At 71.2% G+C, this 22747-nt stretch carries 20 protein-coding genes and 2 pseudogenes; 11 read left to right on the top strand and 11 right to left on the bottom strand.

What is annotated here, in order from left to right; genetic code table 11:
- Window positions 1-32: 32 nt before the first annotated feature.
- Entirely contained in the window at window positions 33-1280 is a 1248-nt protein-coding gene (locus tag KPF47_RS00105) for an MFS transporter (RefSeq protein ID WP_308015274.1), read from the top strand.
- A 163-nt stretch (window positions 1281-1443) separates the two neighbouring features.
- Here the strand turns inward: KPF47_RS00105 and KPF47_RS00100 are convergent, their stop codons facing one another.
- On the bottom strand, window positions 1444-2508 hold the full coding sequence (locus tag KPF47_RS00100; protein ID WP_255658826.1) for an IS630 family transposase: 1065 nt from the start codon (window positions 2506-2508) through the stop codon (window positions 1444-1446).
- A gap of 212 nt (window positions 2509-2720) precedes the next feature.
- On the opposite strand from KPF47_RS00100, the gene KPF47_RS00095 reads away from it, so the two are divergent.
- Window positions 2721-3257 (top strand): hypothetical protein, encoded by a 537-nt coding sequence (locus tag KPF47_RS00095; RefSeq protein WP_224386164.1) that lies wholly within the window; start codon window positions 2721-2723, stop codon window positions 3255-3257.
- Window positions 3254-3625: a hypothetical protein gene (locus KPF47_RS00090; RefSeq protein WP_224386163.1), complete on the top strand. Its 372-nt coding sequence runs from the start codon at window positions 3254-3256 to the stop codon at window positions 3623-3625. Before KPF47_RS00095 ends, KPF47_RS00090 begins: the two co-directional genes overlap by 4 nt.
- A 25-nt stretch (window positions 3626-3650) precedes the next feature.
- Here the strand turns inward: KPF47_RS00090 and KPF47_RS00085 are convergent, their stop codons facing one another.
- Window positions 3651-4373, bottom strand: coding sequence for a hypothetical protein (locus KPF47_RS00085; RefSeq protein WP_224386162.1), 723 nt, complete (start codon window positions 4371-4373; stop codon window positions 3651-3653).
- Window positions 4374-4694: 321 nt separating this feature from the next.
- Here KPF47_RS00085 and mobF point away from each other — a divergent pair, with 321 nt between their 5' ends.
- Window positions 4695-8984, top strand: coding sequence for a MobF family relaxase (gene mobF / locus KPF47_RS00080; protein WP_224386161.1), 4290 nt, complete (start codon window positions 4695-4697; stop codon window positions 8982-8984).
- 279 nt (window positions 8985-9263) lie between these two features.
- Here the strand turns inward: mobF and KPF47_RS00075 are convergent, their stop codons facing one another.
- The 5 genes from KPF47_RS00075 to KPF47_RS00055 all read right to left on the bottom strand — a co-directional run bounded on the left by KPF47_RS00075 (window position 9264) and on the right by KPF47_RS00055 (window position 14721).
- Window positions 9264-9992, bottom strand: coding sequence for a hypothetical protein (locus tag KPF47_RS00075; RefSeq protein WP_224386160.1), 729 nt, complete (start codon window positions 9990-9992; stop codon window positions 9264-9266).
- A 250-nt stretch (window positions 9993-10242) separates the two neighbouring features.
- Window positions 10243-10803: a hypothetical protein gene (locus KPF47_RS00070; RefSeq protein ID WP_224386159.1), complete on the bottom strand. Its 561-nt coding sequence runs from the start codon at window positions 10801-10803 to the stop codon at window positions 10243-10245.
- 115 nt (window positions 10804-10918) lie between these two features.
- Entirely contained in the window at window positions 10919-11149 is a 231-nt protein-coding gene (locus tag KPF47_RS00065; protein WP_224386158.1) for a ribbon-helix-helix domain-containing protein, read from the bottom strand.
- Window positions 11150-11174: 25 nt separating this feature from the next.
- On the bottom strand, window positions 11175-11972 hold the full coding sequence (locus tag KPF47_RS00060) for a ParA family protein (protein WP_224386157.1): 798 nt from the start codon (window positions 11970-11972) through the stop codon (window positions 11175-11177).
- Between the two features lie 472 nt (window positions 11973-12444).
- Window positions 12445-14721, bottom strand: coding sequence for a Tn3 family transposase (locus tag KPF47_RS00055; protein WP_308015273.1), 2277 nt, complete (start codon window positions 14719-14721; stop codon window positions 12445-12447).
- Window positions 14722-14735: 14 nt separating this feature from the next.
- On the opposite strand from KPF47_RS00055, the gene KPF47_RS00050 reads away from it, so the two are divergent.
- From KPF47_RS00050 to KPF47_RS38300, 5 genes are read left to right on the top strand one after another with little or no spacing between them, the layout of a single operon-like run.
- Entirely contained in the window at window positions 14736-15449 is a 714-nt protein-coding gene (locus KPF47_RS00050; RefSeq protein WP_224386156.1) for an ATP-binding protein, read from the top strand.
- Between the two features lie 30 nt (window positions 15450-15479).
- Window positions 15480-16412 (top strand): ABC transporter ATP-binding protein, encoded by a 933-nt coding sequence (locus tag KPF47_RS00045; RefSeq protein WP_224386155.1) that lies wholly within the window; start codon window positions 15480-15482, stop codon window positions 16410-16412.
- On the top strand, window positions 16409-16972 hold the full coding sequence (locus tag KPF47_RS00040; protein WP_224386154.1) for a hypothetical protein: 564 nt from the start codon (window positions 16409-16411) through the stop codon (window positions 16970-16972). The genes KPF47_RS00045 and KPF47_RS00040 overlap by 4 nt, the downstream gene beginning before the upstream one ends.
- An 11-nt stretch (window positions 16973-16983) precedes the next feature.
- Window positions 16984-17334 (top strand): ABC transporter permease, encoded by a 351-nt coding sequence (locus KPF47_RS38305; protein ID WP_255658825.1) that lies wholly within the window; start codon window positions 16984-16986, stop codon window positions 17332-17334.
- Entirely contained in the window at window positions 17241-17615 is a 375-nt protein-coding gene (locus KPF47_RS38300; RefSeq protein ID WP_308015272.1) for an ABC transporter permease, read from the top strand. The genes KPF47_RS38305 and KPF47_RS38300 overlap by 94 nt, the downstream gene beginning before the upstream one ends.
- Window positions 17616-17619: 4 nt before the next feature.
- On the opposite strand, the pseudogene KPF47_RS00030 reads toward KPF47_RS38300, so the two are convergent.
- Window positions 17620-18710, bottom strand: a pseudogene (locus KPF47_RS00030) (M24 family metallopeptidase).
- Between the two features lie 30 nt (window positions 18711-18740).
- Between KPF47_RS00030 and KPF47_RS00025 the strand changes: the two are divergent.
- Both KPF47_RS00025 and KPF47_RS00020 read left to right on the top strand, forming a co-directional pair.
- Window positions 18741-19457 (top strand): MBL fold metallo-hydrolase, encoded by a 717-nt coding sequence (locus tag KPF47_RS00025; RefSeq protein ID WP_224386153.1) that lies wholly within the window; start codon window positions 18741-18743, stop codon window positions 19455-19457.
- A gap of 25 nt (window positions 19458-19482) precedes the next feature.
- Window positions 19483-19998, top strand: coding sequence for a hypothetical protein (locus KPF47_RS00020; protein ID WP_224386152.1), 516 nt, complete (start codon window positions 19483-19485; stop codon window positions 19996-19998).
- Window positions 19999-20086: 88 nt separating this feature from the next.
- On the opposite strand, the gene aroB is transcribed toward KPF47_RS00020, so the two are convergent.
- The 3 genes and pseudogenes from aroB to aroC form a co-directional block, all read right to left on the bottom strand.
- A complete protein-coding gene (aroB, locus tag KPF47_RS00015; RefSeq protein ID WP_224386151.1) occupies window positions 20087-21229 on the bottom strand; it encodes a 3-dehydroquinate synthase in 1143 nt (380 codons plus the stop codon).
- The gene (locus KPF47_RS00010; RefSeq protein WP_308015271.1) at window positions 21226-21900 is read right to left on the bottom strand and encodes a shikimate kinase; all 675 of its coding nucleotides are present in this window, start codon (window positions 21898-21900) and stop codon (window positions 21226-21228) included. Before KPF47_RS00010 ends, aroB begins: the two co-directional genes overlap by 4 nt.
- Window positions 21897-22747 (bottom strand): annotated as a pseudogene (gene aroC / locus KPF47_RS00005) (chorismate synthase); the annotation flags it as partial. The pseudogene aroC and the gene KPF47_RS00010, both read right to left, overlap by 4 nt.

Genomic DNA, 22747 nt, shown 5'->3' with positions numbered 1-22747 from the left:
ATCGGAATCGATGCGGGACAGGCGCGTGGGCAGTGAGTCAATGGCGTGAGGCTTCGCCCCTGGCGCGCCTGCTGCTCGTCGTGGTGCTCATGACCGGAGCCACCACATTTATGTTCGTACCGCTGCTCGCGCTGAGGCTGGATTCAGCGGGGCTCACGACGGCGACGGTGGGGCTCGTCGCCGGTTTATTGGCATTCTCGAGCCAGGCTTTCTCCCTAGTGATCGGGTGGATCGTCGACCGTACTCGGCTGCGTTTCGTGCTCGCCGCGGGGCTTACGGGACGGATCGCTGGATACCTCGTCCTCATCAGTGCGCTGAGTGAGCCGAATGACGACCCGAGTGTGCCAGCCCTAGTGGTCGGCGTGGTTTGTGTCGGGGTGGGGGGTTCCCTGCTTACCCTCGCAATCAAGATCGAGCTCGTCCGGCAGAGTGGTACGAGTAGCAGAGAGATGCTAGCGCTACGGGCAACATTCTTGAATACAGGAGTCGTCGCCGGCCCCGCGCTCGGCGCCGCGGTCTATCCGGTCGGTTTTACTGTCATCCTATGCGCCTGCATCGCATCACACCTGTTTGTCACGCCGCTGCTCTTCTCCCGTCGCCTCACTGCGCCCAAACTTCGCGATGACACGAGGAAGGCAGCCGAGCCGAAGGAGGCCGAGCAGGAAACGACCTCATGGCGATCTGCGATTCGCTATTGGGCGCCCTTGCTGCTGCTTTCTACTATGTTCTGGTTGATCTACAGCCAGATCAGTGTAATGCTGCCACTGTTGGCTCGAGAGTTGACCGGCACCATCGCGGCCGCGTCTGCTCTCTTCACCATTAATGGCATACTTTGCGTACTCTTTCAGTACACATTGCTGCAGCACGTGTTCTCCCGGACGTCCGGGAGAGTGCTGCTGATCGTCGGTTTTGGATCTTTTGCGGTCGCGTACGCCGTATTGATCCCGTTCAGTGGGTGGGGTGCCCTGCTGGCCTATATTCTGCCCATGACTTTCGCTGAGCTGTTGATTGGCCCCACTCTGGACCAAGAGATCGTCAAAGTAGGTTCGCTCGGTCGTGCCGGAGTTGCGCTGGGCGCCGTTACGCTAGCAGGGTCGATCGGGACCCTGCTCGGATCGTGGGGCGGCGGCTATCTATTAGACGCCTTTCAATCGAGCGATGCTGCATGTGCGGTACTTTGCGGGATCTCCCTTTTCGCAGTTATGGTGTGTGTTCTAGTTCCGCAGAATCAAGAAGATCTGGGTCGTAGTTCCTCGGCAAGTTCTCGCACCACCCCCTAGACCTGCTGACCTATGCGGCCTTCGACCTCTTTTGGAATTTAGACACAGAGTTATCGTCGCGAAGTATGCAGAAGCAGTATACTGCGGTGGGCTGCGCATCACTTCAGCACTGGATAAAAGTTCCCAGGCTCTGCATTATCAGACATTTCGGGCGCTTGCAGGGCTAGTGTCGCGTAAACGATGTTCTTTGACCGGGTCGGCAGTGGTTGAGTAGGTGGTCTGCGGGTTTGGTCCAGATGAACGGGTGGCAGCGTTCGTTCCAGCCGTCGATGAACCGGCCGATCGCGCCGATCAGTTCTCTGACGCTGCCGAAGCTGCCACGGCGAATGGCCTGGCGGGTGATGACCCCGAAAAAGACCTCGACCATGTTCAGCCACGATCCCGAGGTCGGGGTGAAGTGCAGGGTGATCCGCGGGTTGCGGGCCAGCCAGGCCTTCACTGCGGGGTGCTTGTGGGTCGCGTAGTTGTCCACCACCAGGTGCAGCTTGCGCCGCGGGTAGGCCTTCGCGACCTGCTTGAGGAACCGCAGGAACTCCTGATGGCGATGCCGCGGCAGGCACGCCTGCTCGACCCGCCCGGTCGCGACCTCTAACGCCGCGAACAGCGTGGTGGTGCCGTGACGGACGTAGTCATGCGTCCGTTTCTCCGGGATACCGGGCATGATCGGCAGGATCGGCGCTGTCCGGTCCAGGGCCTGGACCTGGGATTTCTCGTCGACGCAGAGCACGACGGCCTTGTCCGGCGGGTTCAGATACAACCCGACGATGTCGCGGACCTTGGCTTCGAGCTCGGGATCGGTGGAGAACTTGAACGTCTCGGACTTCCACGGCTGCAGCCCCCACCGCCGCCAAATCTTGCCGATCCACACGTGGGAGATCCCGAGCTCGGCACCGAGCAGCCGTGACGACCAGTGCGTGACTCCGAGCCGCTCAGGCGGCGGTTCCAGCGTGGCGAGCACGACCGCGACCTCGTCGATCACCGGCGGCCGGCCCGCCTTGGGCCGGTCGGCCAGCCCGGCGATCCCCTCAGCGGCGTAACGCTTCTTCCACCCGATCACCGTCGCCTTCGACGCCCCGACCAGTGTGACGATGTCCTTGACCGCCACCCCGTCCGCGGCCAGCAACACGATCCTGCCCCGTCGGGCCAGTCCCGCCGAAACCGACGAGGAACGCAGCCAGGACTCCAGCACCTCGCGGTCGGCGGCCGGAACGTCCACGGTCACAGTCAACGGCACAGCTCATGATCCCGTAAACCAGCCCGTGAGTAAAGTAACCTAGTTACCGCAACACTAGTAACGGCTCCGGGTCGCGTTTCGGCAGGTCGGGCGAGCCGATAATCAATATTATGTTCGATCGAGCCTTGTTGGGTCGCTTGCTCATGCTAGCTAAAGCTAGCGTCAGGATACCCTGACAGGGGAGATCGTCAGGGTATCCTGACAGTATGGGGTGGACCTGGGACACTGGTTACGGACCGGCCTACGAACACGAGGGCTACGCCGCCGTAGTCCTCGATGGCGACACGGTCACCGGGATCCACGACGATCTGACCAACAGTCGGTTCGTGGGCTGGCGCGCCGCGTGTGTCTGCGGTTGGCGCGGGGAGAGGTTCTGGTCCCGCGCGGAGGTGGTGGCCACGGACTCCTGCTACGCCGAGCAGGTCGCGCTCTATCCGAGTTCAGCCAGTGTCGCCCCGGAGTCGGTGGAGGGCCCCGAGGAGGGCGAGGGTGCGCAGGGACAGTGGCGTACGCACCTGGGCGAGGCGCTGCCGGGGCTTGCGGTGCACGATGCCGCGGTTCGGTTGGCTGAGATCCGCGAGGAGCTGGACACCGCGGTCGGCCGGGCCCGGGCTGCCGGGGCGTCCTGGACAGTGATCGGTGACGCGGCCGGCCTGACCCGCCAGTCGGCCCACGAACGCTGGGGAGCGGCCTTCCCGCCCCCGCCCCGTTCGACGGAGGCCAGGACGAGGAGCACGCGATGAGCACCTGCACCCACCCCGGGGCGCACGTCCACGGCTTGGTCGGTTCCGGACCGGTCGCCGTGGCGCCCGAGGAGACCCGTCTTGCCCTGGAACCGGCCGAGTGGGGCCACCTCGACGGACCGTTGCGCCGCGGGGAGCGCATGTCGGCTGCGATCGGGGCGTGCAGCAGTTGCGGGGCGCTGGTGGTGTCGGTGTCGACCTGGCACCCCGCCGACGGTCAGGGGGAGCACGCGGTGCAGTACCGGACTCCCTGGACTGCGATGCACGGTCCGAACTCGGCTGAGGCGGTACCGGCCGATCCTGCGGCGCGGCCGCCGCTCCCGGTGACGCTGGTGGGGTTCGGCGGTCAGGATCTGACGCCCCGTTGAAGCTGAGCCAAGGGACCGGCGGGTGCTATCGGGGGAGCCAGTCCCACCGGTCCGGGGACCGACGGGCGGCTGCGGCCGCGAGCGAACCCAGTGGTTCTGAGGCGAGGTCGTGCACGCAGGTGAGTAGCTCGACGGCGCGGTCCCCGAGCTGATGGCGCGCGGCTGCGGCTTCGTCGTGGGGAGTGGCCCCGCAGACGGTGCAGCAGTACCGCCCGAACCCGGTCCGGGTGATCTGGCAGTCGCGATCGAGCGCGGTCACCACCTCCACCAGGACGTCGGCGGGGTCCCTGCCGGTCCCGGCCAGCCGCCGACCGGAGGCACACGAGAGTTTCCCGGCGCCGTCGATGTCGGTGATCGGCAACGAGGGCCGGAGCATTTCCGTCCATTCCCGGGTGGCCCCGTTCTCCGTCATCTGCGGTGACGGATTGATGATCCCGTTCTCGTCCCACACAGGGCTGTCCGGATCGCCCCACACCTGGTAGCTCCGTTCGAGACGGGCGCATTCCTCCGGTGTGAGAACGACCCCGGTCGCGATTACGCGGGTCACCACTGCCGACCGGCACCGCCGGAATGTCTTGGGGAAGTGGCGGTAATCCGGGTCCGGCCGGTCGACTTCCGGCCGCACTTCGTAGACGTCTCCCGGAATCGTGCGGCCGAACGGATCCACGTAGCGGCTCGCGTAGGCACGGGCGGAGCCCTCGTCAGCCGTGACGTACACCCAGTCCGGCGAGTACTCCGCCCCCGCCATCGCGTAGGTGTAGGCGATGCCGAGCGCCGTAGCGCTGACCAGGCGCGCCCCCGGGCGCAGCCCTGGCGTCCCGCCGTGGAACCAGCGTCCTGCACCGCGACGCCCCGGCGTCGTGTCCTTCGACCGTCGCGCGCCGCTGCCGCGACGCCTGTCTCTCGATGTCGCCACAGGCGCACCATACGAGCCGCCACCGACACCCAGCTGTCCGTTGCACGCTCAACCACAACCCAACATCAGCACCTGCACTCAGCCACTTTTCGATCATCAACACACACCTATGCACAGTGTTATGATCTTGGTCGGCTCCGGTACGATGGGCTCGTGCTGCGCATCACCGCCATCGGCTCCGGAGCGGTCGAGTACCTGCTCCGCGGGTCGGGCTGCCGCGAGCACGCTCACGAGGCGGCTGCCGGGCAGCAGGGGCCGGGGTACTACACCGCAGCGGTGGAGCACGGCGAGGCCGTCGGGCGCTGGGCCGGGTCGGGTATGGAGGCAATGGGCCTAGATTTCCGCGACGGGGACTCTGTGAATCCGGATGACGTTCGGGCGGTTTTCGGGCAGCTCCGTCGACCGGAGTCGACCGAGGAGACGCCGGTCTATCTGGGTCGCCGGCCTGCGAAGTACAAGACTGAGCAGGAGCGATACGACGCGCTGGTCGCGAAGGAGTCCGGCGAGGTGTCGCCGGAGCGTGAGCGGGAGCTGCGCAACCAGGCAGCTACGGATGGTCGGCGTCCCGTTGCCTATTACGATTTCACGTTCAGTGCGCCGAAGTCGGTGTCGGTTTACGAGGCAGCGCTTAGGGCTACGGGAAACGTTGAGATGGCGGATGCGGTTTCCGCTGCGCATGACCGTGCAGTCGGTATCGCGATCGAGTACGCGGAGTCGCGGATTGCTTTCACACGGACGGGATGGCATGGGCGGTCGGTAACCGGGAACGAGTCGATCGGGCGCCACGAAGCCGGTACCGGAACGGTATGGACATTGTGGCGGCACTCGACCAGCCGGGAGAACGAGCCCCAGACGCACACCCACGCGGCTCTGCTCAACCGCACGGTGACCGCTGATGGGAAGATCGGGGCACTGGACGGGGCCGCGTTCCGGGCCTACAAAGAGGCCATCGACGCCGCGTACGTCCGGGCGTTGGAGCAGGAGGTCACGACCGCGTCCGGTGCGAGGTTCGAGCTGCGCCCGGACGGAGTGGCCCGCGAGATCGTCGGTGTCGATGTCGAGCTGATGGCCGAGGCGTCGACCCGGCGCGGTCAGGTGACCGAGCTGGTTGCCGAGCGCGTGGCGCTCTACCGAGAGCGGCACGGCCAGGAGCCGGACGCGGCGGCAATGAAGCGGATCACCGACATGGCCGTCTACGAGACCCGCAAGGCCAAGGGGCCCGAGGCCGGCCCCTCTGCGGTGGCTGGATGGAGCGAGCCGCGGACAGCTCGGCTGGCCGCGATGGTGGCCGAGGTCGAAGCAGCCGGACACCGGGCGGACGGGGACGGCCGGGCGGCCACGGCCGCCGTGGCCGGGCAGCCCATCACTCCGGACAGAGTGTCCGCGGTGCAGCTGCGGGAGGTGATGGCGGCCGCGGTGGAAGACGTGCAGGCGCAGTACGCGGTGTGGACGTTCGGGAACCTCGCGGCCGCGCTGGACAAGCGCCTCGGTGACGCGGCCGCGCTGGGCGTGTCTGTGGCCGAGCGACCCGCCCGGTTGGAGGAACTGATCCGGGACGCACTGCGGACGGTCGAGGTTGTGAAGGTGTCCGCACCGGACCCCGTTGAGGTGCCGGAGGGGTTCCGGCGGGCGGATGGTGCGTCGATCTACCGGCGGGCGAACGGGGAGCGCTACGCGACCGCCGCGCACCTGGCCACGGAGCAGCGTGTGGCCGCCCGGATGGCCGCCGCGCGGACCCCGGACACCGCGGCGGCGGACGTGGTTGCGCTGCGGGCACGGCTGGACGGGGCGGGCCTGTCCGCGGACCAGGTGGCCGCGGTGGTCGGGGTCGTCGAGTCCGGCCGCGTCGGCGACTGTCTCGTGGGTCCGGCCGGGGCCGGGAAGTCCCGCACGGTCGGTGAGCTTGCCCGGGTGTGGGGTGAGTTCACCGGTGGGCGGGTGCTCGGAGTGGCGACGTCGCAGATCGCGACGCAGAACCTTGCCGGGGACGGGCTCGAAGCGATCAACACGGCCCGGTTCTTGCAGGCGTTCACCCCGAATGAGACCGGTCAGGTGCGGGACCGGCTGCAGGCCGGTGACCTGGTGATGGTCGACGAGGCCGGGATGTCCTCGACGCAGGACCTGGATCGGATCGTGGAACTGGCCGCGGCTGCCGGGGCGAAGGTCGTCATGACCGGGGACCCGTACCAGCTCGATGCGGTCGGGGCCGGCGGACTGTTCGCGCACCTGATCGCCGAGCACGGCGCGCACGAGCTGCGGGAGGTGCACCGGTTCACGCAGGAGTGGGAGCGCGAAGCCAGCCTGGGTCTGCGGATCGGCAACGTCGCGGCGGTGGACGCCTACGCCGACCGGGGCCGGTTGCGCACCGGCACGGTCGAGGAGATGCAGGACGCCGCGATGGAGTCCTACCTCGCAGACACCCTCGCCGGAGACGACGCGCTGCTGATCGTGGGAAGCAACGCCGACGCTTCAACCTTGTCTACGAACATCCGTGAACGACTGATCGAGCTGGGCCGGGTCGAAGCGCAGCCGGTCGCGCAGCTGGCCGGTGGTCAGGATGTGAGTGTCGGGGACCGGGTGCAGGCTCGGATGAACGACTACCGGGCGCGGGTCGACCAGCGACCCGGTGCAGCCGGGGAGCCCGACCCGGTGACGAACCGGGCGCTCTACACCGTGATCGGACGCCACACCGAGTCCGGGGCGCTGCTGGTCCGTGACGAGGACGGCGCGACCGCGCACCTGCTGCCGCAGTACGTGCGTGAGCACGTCACCCTCGCCTACGCGGTTACCGTGCACGCCGCCCAGGGCGTCACCGTGGACGCCAGTTACCCGGTGGTGGACCGCGACGCCAGCCGCGAGGCGTTCTACGTCGCGATGAGCCGTGGCCGAGCCCGCAACATCGCGCACCTGGTCACCGAGCGGGCCCCTGACGAGCATGCTCCCGAGCGGCTGGTTGAGTCCGCGCGGGAGCGGGCCGTGGCGATCCTGGCCACCAGCGGGGCGCAGCGCACCGCCACCGAGACCCTGCGCGCCGGGTTGCGGGACTCCGGCAGCTTCGCGATGGCCGCCGCGACCCTCGACGTCGCCGCCCAGGACCACGCACACCACCGCTACAACCTGGTGCTGGCAGAGATCCTCGGTCCGGAGCGCATGGCGGCCGCCGAGCAGGACCGGGCCGGATACGGGCGGCTGCTAGCGGCCACACGAGAGGCCGAGCTGGCCGGGCACGACCCGACTGTGCTGCTGGCGGAGGCGGCCGGGGTACGGGGCCTGGACACCGCCGACAGCGTCCCGGACGTACTGCGGTGGCGGCTGCGGAACCTGACCGGACTGCGTGAACCTGAGAGGGCCGTGGACCCGGCGAACTGGACCACCCGAGTCCCGGCACCGGATGGCACCGAGGCCGGCCGGTTCGTCGCCGAGCTGGCCGCGGCCGCGACCGATCGGCAGGCGCGCCTGGGCCGCCAGCTCGCCGCCGAGCCGACCGCGTGGGCGATCTCCGGACTCGGCGAGGTCCCCGACCCCGCCGATGTCGCCGCACACACGGACTGGCAGCGGCGCGCCGGAGCGGTCGCCGCGTACCGGGAGCTGCACCGCATCCCCGACAACCAGGAGTCGATCGGGGCGGCCCCGTCGAGGGAGCACCCGCTTCAGCGCGCTCTCTGGACCGACGCGCGGACCGCGCTCGGCGACCAGGACGCCGTCGTGGACCACCGGGCCCTGACCGACGGGCAGCTCTACGCGCGCACGGAGCGGTGGGAACGCGAGCAGGCCGCGGCTCCGGAGTGGGTCGCGGACAAGCTCGCCGACGCCCACCGCGCGACGCATGAGTACCGCACCCGCCACCGGCTGCTGTCCGGTGAGATCGAGGCCGCCGCAGCGGCCGACCACCCTCGCCACCATGAAGTGGCTCAGATGGTCGACGAGCGCGACCAGGCGCAGCGGATGATGGGATGGCACCAGCAGCGGGCCGCTGTACTCGAGACCGGCTATGCCGAGCGCGCGAAGTGGGCCGAGGCCAACCGCGACGCCGCCGACGACGCCCGACTCGCGGCCGAGGAACTGGCCCGCCGCAACCGCGACGCCACCCGCGCCGGGGTGGACACCGCGAGTCCGCGGACCGTCGATGCCGCTCCCGAGCACACGAGCGAGGGCCAGCAGGACACCACGCAGCGGCCAGACGCCGTCCCGGCACGCCAGCGCGTCGACGGGCACGAGCAGGGTTCGACGCTAGCCGCAGAGATGGACAGGTTGCGAGCCGTCTGGCAGGAAGCGGCTGAGGCAGGTGCGTTCCGCCGCGGCGAGGACTCCGGCCGGGAGGCCAGCCGTCAGCAGGCTGCCGCAGAGACCGCCCGTCAGCAGCGCAACCGCGGGTACGAGCGACCCCATCACCAGGTTCAGGAACAGGCTCAGGAGATGGACGGCCCGAGCCTGGGCTACTGACTCCTACCCACGGTGTCCGGCCCGTATAGGAAGATCTTGGCGTCTCTAGCGCAGGCGCTCGTGAGGCCTTTGCTGGCTGGACAGTCTCACGAAAATGCGTAAGGCCGTGCTCCCGGTCTGCCCCAGGTCACACGGCCTCGCGACTCGCTCAGCACCCGCGGTACCGCGCTGACCTGGAATCTATCAGTCCCGCTGCGAGCGTTCCGGCATGAACGGACCTATGCGAGGGAGCAAGTGCACGAGTGCACAAACACAGGAGTGCACTCGTGCAGTCTTAAGTTACCGGGGCGGGCGGGAAGTGCTGTTGCGCGCGATGAGCGCGGCGTCGGCGGCCATCATGTCGAGAGCATCGCGGCTGGGCTGCTCCCAGGTCGTGCGTGGCCCCCACGGAGACGGGCATACGCCCAACGCGGCATCCCAGATCGTCGCGTTCTGATGACTCATGATCCGCCTGTAGACCGGCGGGTCCAGGATCTCGAAGGCGTACCCATCCGGCGGCGGGCCCCACCGGCATCCAAAGCGCTGCTCAGTTAGCTCTCGAACAGCGTCGACGGCGATCGCGCTAGCAGCTCTAGCGACCCGACGGAGTCGAGGCGAGTCGACAGGTAGTCGTCGACCGTCTCGCAGACTCACGGCGGTCCGGCCGACGTATAGGTGGTGGTGGATCCGGATCATGCTGAACCCCGGCACAGTGCTCTCGCCGTAGGCCGTGAGATCCAGACGTGCTGGAAGTGAAATGCCTTGTTCGTCGACGACGTATCCGCCCATCAGCTGCAGCTGTGCCGTGGTGCGGTCCATGACCTGCTCGTACAGCGCGAAGCAGGCGCGCCCGTCTTCCTCCCGGCCGGCCTTGAACAGATCGTCGACGAACAGGGAGAACGACTGCGGCGCCCGGAACTGCACGTCCAGGGCATCGGCCGGTGGACCGCTCCCCCGATCCTCAGGGGCGAACAACCGCCCGGGCTGCACCCGGGTCTCTCCGATCCGCCCCATGCCCACCACCTCCACCTACGAGCCTGCACCGACGGTAGCGGCCCCCACCGACACCAACTGCGGAGTGCACAAGCGCACTCGTGTGCTCGTGTGCTCGTGCACGATTCTGCGGCCGAGGTGCCCGGCTTGTTTGCGGCGCCGCTTCGATGCTGGCATCATCTAGTTCGTAGCCAGTGCTCTGCGGAGTACTGGAAGTGAGCCCGAGAAGTTCCCGCCGGACGACGGGGTCTCGGGCTCGCGCCATATACAGACCTGCGACGCCGAATCAGGCGTCGTAGAACGTCGTCAGGCTGGCGAAACGCTCTAGGTACGCGGGTTCGCCTGCGCGTTGTGCACCTACCGCTCCCGCTACCACGTCGGGGACCCACAACAGCGGGTCCTGAGGCCCCGGCTGGTGATAGACCCGCAGCTCGGAGCCGACCTCACGCCGCGCCCGCATCGCAGCCAGGATCTGCAAGTCGCGGCCGTTCTGCTTGGTCTCACGGGCCTCGATGTAGACCTCACGCACCCCGTGCTGATCCAGCTCAGGAAGCAACCTGGCCAGACAGAGCCGACGACGTCGCTCTGACCTCGCGTGCACGTCAACCGTGACCACGATGAGATGGAGCACGGGAAGGCCGGCGATCGTGTCCGTCAGTAGCTTGCGCCGCGGGGCGTCTTCGTCGTGCCAATGCAGCTTGCGTTGTCCCCTGAGGCGCAGCGCAGCCATCGTCACCCGGGCCGCTTCCTGATCAACCTGGTCGATCAGCGCAGCCGCGAGCACATACGCCCCTGGCCCGAACCGGGGATCCGGCTCCGACTCATCGACGTACGCGCACCAGCTCATCAGGTGAACCTTTCCGGAGCACACCGAAAGACCGGTGGACAGCTCGTCTCAGCCAAAGATCCGAGATCATGCGCACCTGTGCGCACTCACACGAGTGCGGTTGTGCACGTACGCACTAGCTCGAAGCCGTCTGGTCCAGATAGAGCCGAACAGCGTCCTGGACGAGCTGTGCGACGGGGCGGTCCTCCCGGATCGCCTGGTGCTGCAGCTCGTCACGTAGAGACTTCGGGACCCGGGCCGACAGGTACTTCATCGCCACGGAGTCCTCCGCATCGACAGCGGGAGGGGTCGCCGTGGCGGTCTGCGTGGGCTCACGGACCAGGGACTCCGGCTGCGGGGTCAACATCGACGCCCCACCCGGACGCTGACGGTTACGCGGCGGCATTCGTGGACTCCAAACGGTCGGCCAGCTCATCGAAGATTGTCACTAGGTCCCGGGCGACCGATCCGGTCTGAGCCCGCAACGGCTCGGCCGCGTCCATCGCCTCGGCCAGGACCGAACGCGACGGCACAGGCGGGGTCCACACCAGGTCGCCGAACAAGTCCCGGAGGCTGCCCAGGTGCCAGGTGTGCAGCCCACGGCGCCGGTCCTGGGCATTCACGATCACCCCGACCAGAGCCAGGCTCGGCCGGTCGAGATGTTGGGCGCTGGCGGTCAGGAAGTCACGGACCCGGGTTGCGCCGGCGACATGGTCGTACTCGGCGACCACCGGAGCGATCACCCCGTCCGCCGCAGCGAACGACAGCTGCGTGAGATGCCCCAGCGACGGCGGGCAGTCCAGGAACACGACGTCGTAGTCGTCGGTGACACCGTCCAAGCCGCGCGCGAGGCGCAGGTGCGCCCCGAGCTGTCCGGCTTCCGGAACTCGGTTCTCCAGGTCGAAGCGAGACGGGACCAGATCGATCCGTTCCGCCCACGGCACCGACCACCGGCACCCGATCACAGCCTCGGCAGCGCAACCGGTGCGGTTCTCCCGGACGACCTCCGAGGTGGTGACCATCGAAGAGAGGTCGGATTCGGCGTAGCCGAGTCGACGGGTCAGGTTCGCCTGCGGGTCCATGTCGACCATCAGGACGCGGCGGCCGCGCGCGGCGAGCGCATCAGCCAGACAGAGGGCAACGGTCGTCTTGCCCGCACCGCCCTTGTTGTTCGCGATCGCGTAGCGCACAAGGCGCACTATCGCACAGCCGCACTCGTGTATTCACACACGAGCACGTAAACGCACGAATGCGTTTGTGCAGTCGTGCGCGTGTGCACAACTGCACCTGTTTAGTGCGCCTCCGGCGGCCCCTCCGGGGAGGGCCTCCGCTCCAGGATGAGGAGGAGGCGGGTGGGTCATCCCGCCACGACGACGCCCCAAGGGGGCGCCGTAGTATCCGGAATTTTTCGGGCGGATATGGAGGATGCAGGGCTGTGACCTCGTGGTTCGTGGGGATAGGTCAGATAAGCCGCGATTATCGCGTGTCTCAATCTATCGAGGCGGAAGCGACCATGGACTCGTCTCGACAGCAGTGGCCACGGAGTGCGCTGCCAGAGACGACAGTGGGTCTGAGCAGCGACGATGGGTGCTGTGGTGGCTGGCCAGTGAGTGAAACTTGCCCGATGACGGGGGCGTCGCGTCGTGAGGACGGCGAACCTGATCAGAACAGGGTGTCGCGGACACGTAGTGGTCGGTAGCCGGTCGGGCTGAGTTGGGCGAGTTCGCCGTCGATGTCGACCTCGATGGCGCCGAAGAAGTTGATGTTCTCCGAGTGGGCCGGGGAGATGTGGGCCAGGACCTCGTCGTCGATGCGGCGACCGGCGGCGCGCATCTGCTCGACGGCCAGGCCGTAGTACTCGGTCGTCCAGGTGACCACGGCGTTGGTGACGAGGGTGAGGCACCACGCCTGCTCGGTCTGTCCCTCCAGGTGTCGGGCGCGGATCATGCCCTCGTGGGCGTAGAGCAGGTCCCGCTTGAGCGCGTGCAGCGACTCGCCCTTGTTCAGCTGCCGGGAGATCTTGCGCCGGTAGGCCGGATCGGACAGGTACCGGGCGGTGTAGACGGTTCTGCGCAGCGCGCCGTACTCCTTGAGCGCCGCGGCGAGCGCGTTCTGCCGCCCGGACGCCGAGAGTTTCCCGACCAGTAGCGATGCGGTGGCGTGCCCGAACTTCAGCGACCCGGCCAGGCGCAGCAGGTCGTCCCAGTGCTCGGCGATCAGGTCGGTGTTGAGCTTGCGAGCCAACAGCGGCCCCGTCAGGGGGAACGCCGTCTCGGCCGCCGCCTTCGCACCCGTCCGGTAGAGAGTGATCTTGCCCAGGTCCCGGATCCGCGGTGAGAGCTGCAACCCGAGCAGGTCGAACAGCCCGAAGTTGACCAGGGTGACGCCGTGCGTGTCGGTGGCGTGCTCGGTGATCGGGATGTCGGTCGCGTTGCCGAGGATCTCGTCCAGGACGTAGTGCGCCTCGCGTTTCGTGGCGACGATGATCTTCGTGCCGTAGGTGGTATGCTGATCGGTCACGTGCGTGTAGGTCGACAGGCCCTCGTGCGCAAAATACCTGCTCAGAGCCCTGGCGGTGACCGACTTACCTCGCGTCGGGAACCGCTGACCGTCCGAAGAGGACAGCGTGCCGGTGCCGAACACCGGGGTCAGCGGCAGGCGCTGGTGGTAGCCGATCAGCGCCAGGTTCGCCGCCCGCAGCGTTTCCTCCCGTACGTACCACTCGGCGGTCCAGGCCAGGATGTCGTAGGAGATCCCGCACGCGTCCGCCATCCGTGTGAGCCCGAGGTTGGTGGACTGGGCGAGCAACACCGCGATCAGGTTCCGCTTCAGCTCGCGCGTGCGGGCCTGCTTGCCGCCGGCGTGGGTGAAGCAGTCCAGGAACCCGGTGCGCTTGTCCATCTCGATCAGCAGCGACACGATCGGCGCGAACGGCAGCATCTCGGTCAGCTCCGCCTTCAACGCTCTCGCCTCGGCCGGGATGTCCTCCGCGGTCAGCGGGGAGATCACCAGATCGCCGTCGTCGTCCAGGCGGACCGGGCCGTCGCCGTGGGCGAGCGTCGTTTCCAGCTTGCCCAGCGCGGTGTGCAGCTCGTCTTCGGCCTCGGCCAGGCCGGTGGCGGCGTCGGAGGGTTTGCCGACCAGTCGGCAGAACTCCGCCCGCTGATCCGCCCACTTGTCCTCGGTGAGCAGGTAGGCGGCCGGGTCGGAGTAACGGCGGCTGCCCGGCACGAACACGTCCCCGGTGCGCAGCCCGTCCCGCAGGGCCAGCAGCACGCACAGCTCCCAGTAATGCCGATACGCCGTCGCGCTGCGGTTCGCCGCGGCGGTGTCCAGGTAGCCGCGGAAGCGGGCCGGGACGAACCCGCTCGGCGCGTCGTCGGGGACCTTGCGGGCGCCGGTGGCGTTGAGCTCCCGCAGGATCGCCACCGCCTCCAGCAGCTCGGCCGCGGCGGTGCCGCCGGCGAAGGTCACGGCGTCGAGGACGTTCGGGGTGAACTGGCGCAGGTACCCGTACGAGCCGTCCAGCGCGGCGAGGTGCCCGTGATCGCGCGGCAGCGGCGGCAACGCGCTCGACTGCGCCGAACGCAGCCGGTCCCAGCCGACCCGCTCGCCCCGGATCAGACCGCCGACATCGCCGTCCGGCACCGCCGGGTCGGCCACGATGGCCAAGATCGCGTCCAGAAGCTCCTGGCGGTCCTCCCCGGACTTGGCGCGTTCGGCCAGATAGTCCCGCATCCTGTGCGCGGCCTTGCTCTCCCGCGCCGAGAGCGCCTGGTCGAACAGCGCCACCACCTCGTCGAGCACCTCGGTCGCCGACTGGGCCAGCAACGTCAGCAAGATCGGGTACCGGCGTTCCGGCTCCCGCCGTTCCAGCGCTTGGGCGGTGAGGCGGCGACCGACCGTGGCCAGGAACCGGCGGCGTTCGGCCGGCAGCACCGACAGGTCAACGCGTGGGCGTCCATTCCGCGCAGGAACTCCAGCTTCGCGATCTCGGAACGCCTGCGAGGGCGCGCGACCTCCACGACGTCGTCGCCCACCACGTGTCCGCGGTCGCGGTGCAGGCCGGGGCGGCCCGGCTGGCCGCCGACGCGCAGCGCGGCGCGGACGCGCTGGGCCACATCGCCGACTCGGCGCGGCGGGTCGCCGAGGCCATCCCGGCACTCGCCGACCTCGCCCCCGACCCGGCGACGGCCGCGCTCACCCGGCCGGGCTCGACGCGCTGGTCGCGCCGTCCCGGGCCGCCGGGCTCCCGGTCGGGGTCGTGGTCACCGGGCACGCCTGCCGACCCTCCCGGTGAGGCCGAGCTGTTCGCCAGCCGGATCGTCACCGAGGCGCTCACCAACACCCTGCGCCACGCAGGCCCCAGCCCGACCCGGGTGCGGGTGGCCCACGGTGGCGAGCGCGGCCCGGTCGTCGTCGAGGTCGTCGACGACGGCCCCGTGCCCGGACACCGGCCCGACGGCACCGGCTCCGGGCTCGGGCTGGTCGGCATGGCCGAACGGGTCGCGCTGCTGGGCGGCGACCTGCACACCGGGCCCGGCGACGGTCCCGGGTGGACGGTGCGCGCGGTGCTGCCACGGGCCACCCTCGTCCGCGCGGACGACCCCGCCGCGGCGCCGATCTCGTCCTGTGCGCCGATCCGCGGGGCCGCCCCCGGCTCGTAGCGTCGGTGCCGACCACGCAGGGAGGCACCGATGACCGCTCACACGCTCGCGCCCCGCACGCCGACGGGGACCGGGGCGACGCTGCAGATCGACGGTCTGGGCAAGCGCTACGGCGACACCGTCGCCCTCGACGGCGTCACCTTCGACGTCCGGCCGGGCGAGATCTTCGGGTTCGTCGGTTCCAACGGCGCCGGCAAGACCACGACCATGCGGATCGCGCTCGGGGTGCTCGCCGCCGACTCCGGCACGGTGCACCTCGGCGGGCGACCGGTCGACCTCGACGTGCGCCGCACCATCGGCTACATGCCCGAGGAGCGCGGCCTCTACCCGAAGATGAAGGTCGGCGAGCAGCTCACCTACCTGGCCGAGCTGCACGGGGTCGGCCGCGCCGCCGCACGGCGCGCGGTGCTGCGCTGGTCCGAGCAGCTCGGCGTCGCACACCGGCTCGACGACACCGTCGACGCGCTGAGCCTGGGCAACCAGCAGCGGGTGCAGCTCGCCGCGGCGCTGGTGCACGACCCGGCGGTGCTGGTGCTCGACGAGCCGTTCTCCGGACTCGACCCGGTCGCCGTCGACGTGATGAGCGAGGTGCTGCGGGAGAAGGCCCGCGCCGGGGTACCGGTGCTGTTCTCCTCCCACCAGCTCGACCTGGTGCAGCGGCTCTGCGACCGGGTGGGGATCCTCGTCGCCGGCCGGATGCGCACCGTCGGCACCGTCGGCGAGGTCCGCCGCGGCGGCGGCACCCGCCTGGAGGTGCACGCCCCCGCCGCGCCGCCCGGGTGGGCCGACGCGCTGCCCGCGGTCGACGTGGTCACCCACGACCGCGGCCGCACCGTCCTCACCCTCACCGAGGGCGCCGACGACCAGCAGGTCCTCGCCGCCGCACTGGCCACCGGCCCGGTGCACGGGTTCACCCGCACCACCCCGTCGCTGACCGAGCTCTACCGGGAGGTCGTCGCGTGAGCGCCCCGTCCGCCACCCTGCCCGCCCGCCGCGCGGTCGCACTCGTCGCCCGCCGGGAGTTCCGGGTGCAGGTGCACAAGCGCAGCTTCTGGGTCAGCAACGCGATCATGCTGCTGGTCATCGCCGGCGGCCTGGTCGCCTACTCGCTGTTCGGCACCGGCGACGAACGGACCTCGGTCGGGGTGGCCGCCGACCCAGCGCTGGCCGCGGCGGTCGGCACCGCGGGCGAGCGCCTCGGGGTGCCGCTCGAGGTCCGCGCGGTCGCCTCCGCCGACGCGGCGCGGGCCGCCGTGACCGCCGGGGACCTCGACGTCGCCCTGCTCGGCGACGGCACCGGGCCCGGCGCGACGGCCGTCGTGACCTCCGAGCTCGCCCCGGCGACCCGGGCCGTCCTCGACGCCGCCGTCGCCGACCGGGCCACCGCCGCGGGGCTGGCCGCGGTCGGCGTGACCCCCGCCGAGCTGGCCGCCGCCACCCGCCCGCCGGGCTGGCCGTGGACGCGCTCGACCCCGCCGACCCGGAGGCCGGGCAGCGTTCGGCGCTCTCGTTCGTCGTGCTGATCGTGATGTTCATGCAGATCGTGGGCTTCGGGCTGACCGTCGCGATGGGCGTGGTCGAGGAGAAGTCCAGCCGGGTGGTGGAGCTGCTGCTGTCCACGATCCGGCCGCTGGACCTGCTGTGGGGCAAGGTGCTCGGGATCGGCGCCGTCGGGCTGGTGCAGTTGCTGGCCTACGGCGTCGTCGGGATCGTCACCGGCCTCGCGACGGGGCTGCTCACGATCACCGGGACCGCGGTCGGGGTGTTCGGCGCCGCGCTGCTGGCTGGTTCGTGCTCGGCTACGCCTTCTTCGCCGTCCTCTACGCCGCCGCCGGGTCGCTGGTGTCGCGCCAGGAGGACGTCAGCTCCACGACCGGGCCGTTGATGATGCTGCTGTTCGCGATGTACGGCGTCTCGTTCTGGTACCTCGGCTCGCCGGACGCGGTGGCGCTGCAGGTCCTGTCCTGGATCCCGCCGTTCCCGGCGATGCTGATGCCGCTGATGATCGCCCAGGGCACCGCACCGGCCTGGCAGGTCGCCGGGTCGGCGCTGGTCATGCTGGTGGCCGTGGCGCTGCTCGCCCGGGCGGGCGCCCGGGTCTACGAGCGGTCGGTGCTGCGGATCGGGGCGACCGTGCCGTGGCGCGAGGCGCTCTCCCGCCGGTAGGTCCTCAGACCTCCACGAGCTCGCGCGGCAGCCCGGTCAGCGCCCGGGCCGGGGCCGCCCGCGACGACGTGCAGGGTGTCCTCGATCCGTACCCCGCCGCGGCCGTCGAGGTAGACCCCCGGCTCGACGGTGACGACGTTGCCCGCCTCGATCCGCCCGGTGGCGGCGACGCCGAGCCACGGCGGCTCGTGCACCGCGAGCCCGACGCCGTGGCCGAGCCCGTGCGGGAACCTCTCGCCGTGGCCCGCGTCGGCGATCACCGCACGGGCGGCGGCGTCGACGGCGGTGACCTCGGCACCGTCGACGAGGGCGGCCCGGCCCGCGACGGCCGCGGCGTCGACCAGGGCGTGCAGCTCGCGCTGCCAGTCCGCGGCCGGGCCGAGACAGAACGTGCGGGTGGTGTCGGAGTGGTAGCCGTCCAGCGCCGCCCCGAAGTCGATCTTGACGAGGTCGCCGCGGCGCAGCGCGCTGCGCTGCCGGTGGGGCGGTGGTGCGGGATCGCGGAGTGCGGGCCCGCGGCGAGGATCGTGTCGAACGCCGGGCCGTCGGCGCCCAGGTGGCGCATCCGGTCGTCGAGGTCGCGGGCGACCTGCGCCTCGGTGCGGCCGGGCCGCAGACCGCCGTCGTCGAGCAGCGCGCGCAGCGCGGTGTCGGCGAGCGCGCAGGCCGCGGCGACCCGCTCCACCTCGGCGCGTCCTTGACCGCCCCCAGCCCGCAGCCGCCCACCAGGCCGGGGGCGCGGCGCAGCCGGCGTCCCGGGACGGCGTCGCGCACGGCGGCCAGCCCGTCGACGGTGATCGTGGCCGAGTCGTAGCCCAGGGTCCGGCCCGCCGGGACCCGGGCCGCGGCGGCCGGGGCGCTCGGCCGGTCGACGAGCACCTCCAGGTCCGGGCACTGCTCGGCGGCCTGCACGCGGTAGCGGCCGTCGGTGCACAGCAGGTCCCCGCCCGGCTCGGCGGCGACCACCACGGCCGCGTTGGAACCGGTGAACCCGGTCAGGTGGCGGACGTCGAGCAGGTCGGTGACCAGCAGCGCGTCCAGACCGGCGGCGGGCAGCAGGGCGCGCAGGGCGTCGCGCCGGGCGGGGTGGGACATGCCCCGAACCCTATGTCTAGGGTCGCGGCCATGGGTCTCTACTTCCGCCAGCTGCTGTCGGGCCAGGACTACGCCGTGGGTGACCCGGTCGCCACCCAGATGGTCAACTTCTCCTACCTGATCGGCGACGACGAGACCCGGGAGGCCGTGGTCGTCGACCCCGCCTACTCCCCCGACGAGCTGCTCGCGGCCCTCGACGCGGACGGCATGCGGCTGACCGGGGTGCTCGCCACCCACCACCACCCCGACCACGTCGGCGGCACGATGATGGGCTTCGACCTGGTCGGCGTCGCGCAGCTGATCGGGTCGCACCCGGTGCCGATCCACGTGCAGCGCGCCGAGGCCGACTACGTGACCCGGGTGACCGGGCTGTCGGCGACCGACCTGACCCCGCACGACCACGACGACGTCCTCGAGGTGGGGAACGTGGCGATCCGGCTGCTGCACACCCCCGGCCACACCCCGGGCAGCCAGTGCTTCCTCGTTCCGGACCCGGACGGTGACCGGCTGGTCGCCGGGGACACCCTGTTCCTGCAGGGCTGCGGGCGCACCGACTTCCCCGGCGGGGACACCGCGCAGATGTACCACTCGCTCCAGCAGCTGGCGGCGCTCAAGGGCAACCCCACCGTCTACCCGGGGCACCGCTACTCCCCGGCGGCGCACGCGCCGCTGGAGGACGTGCGCCGCACCAACACCGTGTACCGGGCGTCGTCGGCGGAGCAGTTCGTCGCGGCCTTCGGGTCGTGACCACGCCGGGGCCGAGGGCCCGGCGGTGACACCGCGGGCGGTGGCGCTCGTCGAGGGCGCGAGCGACGCGGCCGTGCTGGAGGGCCTGGCGCGCCGGCGCGGCACACCGCCCGGGACCACCCGGATCGTGGTGCTGCACGGCTACACCAACCTCGGCAGCGCGCTGCGGGCGCTCGCCCCGGCCGCTCCCGAGCGGGTGTCGGTGCTGTGCGACGCCGGCGCCGCCGCGTACTGCAGGCGGGTCGCCGGGCCGTCGGTGCCGGTCCGGGTGTGCGACGCCGACCTGGAGGACGAGCTGCTGCGCGCCCTGGGCCCGGACCGGGTGCACGCGCTGCTCGACGCCCACGGCGAGCTCGCCGCGCTGCACGCACTGGCCCGTCAGCCGGGCCGCCGCGACCGGGGCGAGGTCGAGAACCTGCGCCGGTTCCTGTCCGCCCGCTCCGGGCGCAAGGTCCGGTGGGGTGCGCTGCTCGCCGGCGCGCTGGACCCGGGCGCGCCACCGGACCCGCTGGCCCGGGTCCTCGACGACGTCGGGCTCTGAGCGTCACCGGCCGGCGCGGTGGTCGCCCCGCCGTGGTGGTAGCGGTCGGCGGGCCGCCGGGTGTGCGGCCGCCGCCCGCAGAACCACCTCAGCCGCTGATCGCGGCGTAGGCGGTCGCCAGCAGGCCTGCGTCCGGGCCCTCCAGCCGCCCGGGCTTCGCGAGACCGTCGAGGACGACGAAGCGCAGCGTCCCGGCGCGCGACTTCTTGTCCCCGCGCATGGTCGCGGTCAGCTCGTCGAGCACACCGGGCTCGTAGCCGGTCGGCAGACCGACCAGCTCCAGCACCTCGCGGTGCAGGTCGGCGGTGGCGTCGTCGAGGCGTCCGGCCGCGCGGGCGAGCTCGGCGGCGAACACCAGCCCCACCGCGACCGCGTTGCCGTGCCGCCAGCGGTAGCGCTCGCGACGCTCCACGGCGTGGCCGAGGGTGTGGCCGTAGTTGAGGATCTCGCGCAGGTGCGACTCGCGCAGGTCCGCGCCGACGACGTCGGCCTTCACCCGGATCGCGCGGCGGACCAGCTCGGCGAGCACCGGCCCGGCCGGGTCGAGCGCGGCGGCCGGGTCGGCGCGGACGCGGTCGAGGATGACCGGATCGGCGATGAACCCGGCCTTCCACACCTCGGCGGACCCGGCGACGAGCTCGGGACGCGGCAGCGTGCGCAGGGTGTCCAGGTCGACCAGGACCGCGGACGGCTCGTGGAAGGCACCGCCCAGGTTCTTCCCGGCCGCCGTGTTGATCCCGGTCTTGCCGCCGACCGCGGCGTCGACCATCGCGAGCAGCGTGGTCGGGACGTGCACGACCCCGATCCCGCGCATCCAGGTGGCGGCGACGAACCCGGCGAGGTCGGTGACCGCGCCCCCACCGAGACCGACGACGACGTCGGCGCGGGTCAGCCCGGCCGCGGCGCAGGCGTCCCAGCAGTCGGCCAGCGAGGACAGCGACTTGCCGTCCTCGGCGTCGGGGACCTCGTGCAGCGCGGCGGCCAGCCCGGCGGCGGCGAGCTCGTCCCGCGCGGCCGCGGCCCGGTCGGCGAGGGTCGGCGGGTGCAGCACGAGCACCCGCCCGGCACCGGTGCCGGCGACGACCCCGGCCAGGCGGGCGGCGACCCCGGCGCCGACGAGCACCGGATAGGGCGCTGCGGTCCGCACGTCGATGCGGACGGCCCCGTCGGGCTCGACGGTGCCCGAGTCATCCGGCAGCCCGGTGCCGGGGTCGGGGGTCGGGCCGGTCATCGGGCCTCCGCCCGCTCGGCGCCGTCGCCGCCCTGCGGCGCCCCGAATCCGGGTGTCGGGAGCGTCGAGTCCTGGCGCGGGGTGGGGCGGTCGTACGGGTCGGCCGCGTCGGGCGAGGCCTCGGGCAGGGTGTCCGGTCCGAGGTCGAACGCGGCCAGCACGGCGGCGACGACCTGGTTCGGGCTGCGCCGCACCGTGCTCACCTGCACGGTGGCGACCTCGGCGTAGAGCGGTGCGCGCTCGGCGAGCAGCGCGCGGAAGGTGGCGCGCGGGTTCACCCCGGCGAGCAGCGGGCGCGCCGCGGACATCCCGGTGCGCCGCATGCCGTCGGCCAGGTCGACCTCGAGCGCGACGACGCGGTGCCCGGCGAGCAGGGCGCGGGTCTCGGCGGCCAGCACCGACCCGCCGCCGAGGGCGAGCACGCCGTGTCCGGCGTGCAACTGCTCGGCGACGACCTCGCGCTCCAGGGCGCGGAACGCGGGCTCGCCCTGCTGGACGAACATCTCCGCGATCGGCGTGCCGATGCGCTCGACGATCGCCGCGTCGGTGTCGGCGAACCCGAGCCCCAGCCGCCGGGCGAGCAGGGTCCCGATGGTGCTCTTGCCGGACCCGGGCGGCCCGACCAGCACCACCCAGGGACGGCCCTGCGCGTCCGGGCCGGGCCCGGTCACGGCTGCCCCCCGAGGTAGGAGGCGACGTTGCGGCGGGTCTCGTCGAGCGAGTCGCCGCCGAACTTCTCCAGCGCGGCCTGGGCCAGCACCAGCGCCACCATCGTCTCCACGACCACTCCGGCGCGCGGCACCGCGCAGGCGTCCGAGCGCTGGTGGATGGCGGTGGCCTCCTCGCCGGTCGTGGTGTCGACGGTGCGCAGTGCCCGCGGCACGGTGGAGATCGGCTTCATCGCGACCCGCACCCGGACCGGCTCGCCGTTGGTCATGCCGCCCTCGATGCCGCCGGCCCGGTTGGTGAGCCGGGTGACCGGGACGGTGCCGGCCGGGCCCTGCCCGGGCGGTCCGGCGGGGACCATCTCGTCGTGGGCGACCGAGCCGCGCCGGTGCGCGGTGCGGAAGCCGTCGCCGATCTCGACGCCCTTCATCGCCTGGATGCCCATGAGGGCGGCGGCCAGGCGGGCGTCGAGACGGCGGTCGGCCTGGACGTAGGTACCGACACCGACCGGCATGCCGTAGGCGATGACCTCGATGACCCCGCCGAGGGTGTCGCCGGCGTCGTGCGCCGCGTCGATCTCGGCGGCCATCGCGGCGCCGGTGGCGTCGGTGAACGCGCACCGGGTTGGCGTCGATCCGGTCGAGGTCGCCGGGGCCGGGCAGCGGCTCGTCGTCCGGGGCGTCGACGGCGCCGATGCCGACGACGTGGGACACGACCGTCACCCCCAGAGCCTGCTGCAGGAACGCCTTGGCCACGGTGCCGAGCAACCCGGGCGGCGGTCTCCCGGGCGCTGGCCCGCTCCAGGACCGGGCGGGCCTCGTCGAACCCGTACTTGGTCATGCCGGCGAGGTC

It is taken from the genome of Pseudonocardia sp. ICBG1293 (genome assembly GCF_020131355.1).
Classification (GTDB): Bacteria; Actinomycetota; Actinomycetes; order Mycobacteriales; family Pseudonocardiaceae; genus Pseudonocardia.
Note: the sequence above shows the minus strand (reverse complement) of the source record. Positions and strands in the feature narration are given on the sequence as shown.